Below are 3,167 nucleotides of genomic sequence, written 5' to 3'. Positions count from 1 at the left end.
TCTCGCTCTTAAACTCTTTTTCGGGACTTGCCGCCAGCGTAGTCGGTTTTATCCTGATGAATAGTATGTTGATCATCGCCGGTGCTTTGGTGGGTGCGTCGGGGATTATCCTAACTCAGATCATGTGTAAAGCCATGAATCGATCGCTGGCTAGTGTACTATTTGGGGCATTTGGTACAGGTGCTAGTGCTGGAGGCGAAGCGAGCGCCACTTCTAGCCTTGATAAATCAGTTCATGCTATTGATTCAGAAGAAGGGGCAATGATGCTCGGTTATGCGCGTTCTGTGGTGATTGTACCCGGTTACGGCATGGCGGTGGCCCAAGCACAACACGCAGTGCGAGAATTAGCTGAACAGTTGGAAAAAAATGGCGTTGAGGTTAAATATGCTATTCACCCCGTGGCGGGAAGAATGCCAGGACACATGAATGTATTACTGGCCGAAGCTAATGTTCCCTATCCGCAACTCTACGATATGGATGATATTAATCCTGAGTTTGAGCGCGTCGATGTGGCCTTAATTATTGGGGCGAATGATGTGGTTAATCCCGCTGCCCGTCACGATAAAGCTAGTCCCATTTATGGAATGCCAATTCTCGACGTGGATAAGGCACAGCACACGATCGTGATTAAGCGCAGTATGCGATCGGGTTTTGCCGGGGTGGAAAACGAATTATTCTACAATCCCAAAACCTTTATGCTCTTTGGTAGCGCTCAAGATGTGGTAGCACAATTAGTATCACAAGTCAAGGATTTGTCATAATTATTGACAAATAGGACGGGGTGAAAACCCCGTCTTTTTTTTATCTGATTTTCCAGAGTTTAAAGATAATCCAGAACTAATTCCCCTTTGCTCACTTTTTCGGTAATTAAAGTTCTGACCAACTCTAATTCTTCCAGGGTCACTTTACCATCAGACCTCATAGCTAGGGCGATTCTTTCCCTTTCCCCTTGAGTGATCACGCCATCAACACTAGCCTGTTCGATAATAGCTCGCAACTTTTCTAGTTCCTGTTGTTCTTCTGCGGTTAATTCTGCTTGATTAGGGCGAGATATTTCCATAAAAATTTCTCCTTGAGGGATCAACACAAACTTGGTAATTTTTTTCTAAGTAGTAGAACCGCTGGCAGTTATCCCCAGTCAGCATCAGCAATCAGGGACAATGATTTTAGCAAGAGCTAGACCTTGATTCTTGACAGGGAGCCACTAAACCTGAATAGATGATAACTGATAGAGCTTACAGTATAGTGATTAATAGAAGCAATTTGCAAAGAATTATCGAGATAAAGAATGGATATTCGATCGACTGACACCTCGCTCCTTACCTGGACAGGAGATACTTTAGCCCTAGGTTTACCAGAAGGAACCATCGAGATTGCAGGAGAATTGGCAGAATTAAACGATAAACTAGGGGGAAACCTAGGTGATCTCATCTCCGAGACGGAATTCGAGGGAAAATTAGGCAGCAGTGCGGCGACTCGTCTAGGTGGTGGTCCGATTCGCAAATTAATCCTGGTGGGATTGGGAAAAACTGCCGATTTCGACCTGCAAACCCTGCGTCTAGCGGCTGCTGCGATCGCTCGTCTGGCCAAACAACAAAAAAGCCAAGCTCTGGCCATCAGTTTACCAGTAGTTGGCGATCAGTCCGCCACTGCCGGAGCAATCGCAGAAGGGCTGCTGCTGGCCACCCATCAGGATACCCGCTTCAAGTCCACTAAAGAGGAAAAAGGAGCCAAATTAGAAACCGTCGAGTTATTGGGTTTAGGAGAGCAAGCATCAGCGATCGCCCAAGCCGAGCAAATCTGTTCTGGGGTGATTCTGGCCAGAGAATTAGTCAATGCTCCCGCTAACACCGTCACCCCCCTAACCATGGCAGAAACCGCCTCGCAAATTGCCGCCGAATACGGATTAAGTCTCAAAATTCTGGAACAGGAAGAATGCGAAAGCTTGGGCATGGGAGCCTTCCTAGGAGTAGCCAAAGCCTCGGATATTCCCCCAAAATTCCTTCATTTAATCTATAAACCCCAAGGGACCCCGAAACGTAAACTAGCAATCGTCGGCAAAAGTTTAACCTTTGATTCCGGCGGTTTGAATATTAAAGGGGCCGGCAGTGGCATCGAAACCATGAAAATGGATATGGGGGGTGGTGCCGCCACCCTAGGCGCAGCCAAGGCGATCGCCCAATTACAGCCAGAAGTGGAAGTACACTTTATCTGTCCGGCTACAGAAAATATGATTAGTGGTCGCGCTATGCACCCTGGGGACATTTTAACCGCTTCTAATGGCAAAACTATTGAAGTCAATAACACCGATGCCGAGGGACGATTAACCCTGGCCGATGGCTTGGTTTTTGCGGAAAAATTAGAGGTGGATGCGATCGTGGATCTAGCCACTTTAACCGGGGCCTGTGTCATCGCTTTGGGGGACGATATCGCCGGTTTATGGAGTAGCGATGAGAGTCTCACTGTTCAACTCCAAGAGGCCGCTAAATTAGCCGGCGAAAAATTCTGGCCAATGCCCCTAGAAGAAAAATATTTCGAGGGGATGAAGTCTCAAATTGCCGATATGAAAAACACCGGCCCGCGCCCCGGCGGTTCCATTACAGCCGCTTTATTTTTGAAGCAATTCATTAATAATACTCCCTGGCTCCACCTAGATATCGCAGGACCGGTCTGGTGCGATAAAGAAAATGGCGTTAATAATTCCGGGGCCACCGGTTTTCCCGTCCGCACTCTAGTTAATTGGGTAATGGCCAATAATTAAGTTATCGGTGATCGGTAAGCGGTATTAGGTGAGGAGTATTTTCACTGTTTACTGTTTACCGATCCCTGAAAAATCTGCCCCACCCCTCACCCCTATCTCAAGGTCGCGAGAGGACTCCCGTTAAACTGCGTAGCGGTTAACGGGAGATGAATCGCGACCAGAATGAAACTAACGCAGTAGCCTTTCCACTTTTGGGGAGTTTTGGTTCTCGACGTATTTTTTTAGTTGTTCGACAGTAACGTCGCCACAACTAGCCACGAAATAAGCTCCCGCCCAAAAATAGGGTTTGTTGTCGAAATACTTTGCCGCCAAATCCGGAAATTCTTGTCTAATTAAGCGACTACTAACTGTTTTAAGGTTAGCGATTAGTTTGGTCCATGATTGTAATTATAGCGTTTCCTGTTCG

At 46.9% G+C, this 3,167-nt stretch carries 3 protein-coding genes and 1 pseudogene; 2 read left to right on the top strand and 2 right to left on the bottom strand.

The genetic code is table 11. The features are described from left to right. Positions 1 to 761 (top strand): NAD(P)(+) transhydrogenase (Re/Si-specific) subunit beta (locus tag PX481_RS21840; protein WP_288095949.1); only part of this gene is annotated, 761 nt, incomplete at its 5' end. A gap of 59 nt (positions 762 to 820) precedes the next feature. On the opposite strand, the gene PX481_RS21835 is transcribed toward PX481_RS21840, so the two are convergent. Beyond that, positions 821 to 1,060: a hypothetical protein gene (locus PX481_RS21835; RefSeq protein WP_002757689.1), complete on the bottom strand. Its 240-nt coding sequence runs from the start codon at positions 1,058 to 1,060 to the stop codon at positions 821 to 823. 228 nt (positions 1,061 to 1,288) lie between these two features. On the opposite strand from PX481_RS21835, the gene PX481_RS21830 reads away from it, so the two are divergent. After that, on the top strand, positions 1,289 to 2,761 hold the full coding sequence (locus tag PX481_RS21830; RefSeq protein WP_288095946.1) for a leucyl aminopeptidase: 1,473 nt from the start codon (positions 1,289 to 1,291) through the stop codon (positions 2,759 to 2,761). Between the two features lie 168 nt (positions 2,762 to 2,929). Here PX481_RS21830 and PX481_RS21825 read toward each other — a convergent pair. Further along, positions 2,930 to 3,136, bottom strand: a pseudogene (locus PX481_RS21825) (IS200/IS605 family transposase); the annotation flags it as partial. Between the last annotated feature and the right edge of the window lie 31 nt (positions 3,137 to 3,167).

The sequence above is a fragment of the Microcystis sp. M53603_WE2 genome (genome assembly GCF_030065435.1).
The sequence above is the reverse complement of the archived record's forward strand: the minus strand, read 5'-3'. Positions and strand labels throughout refer to the sequence as shown.

Coding starts and splice junctions, on each gene's coding strand:
- PX481_RS21835 (WP_002757689.1), bottom strand. CDS start 1,060: ATGGAAATATCTCGCCCTAATCAAGCAGAATTAACCGCAGAAGAACAA.
- PX481_RS21830 (WP_288095946.1), top strand. CDS start 1,289: ATGGATATTCGATCGACTGACACCTCGCTCCTTACCTGGACAGGAGAT.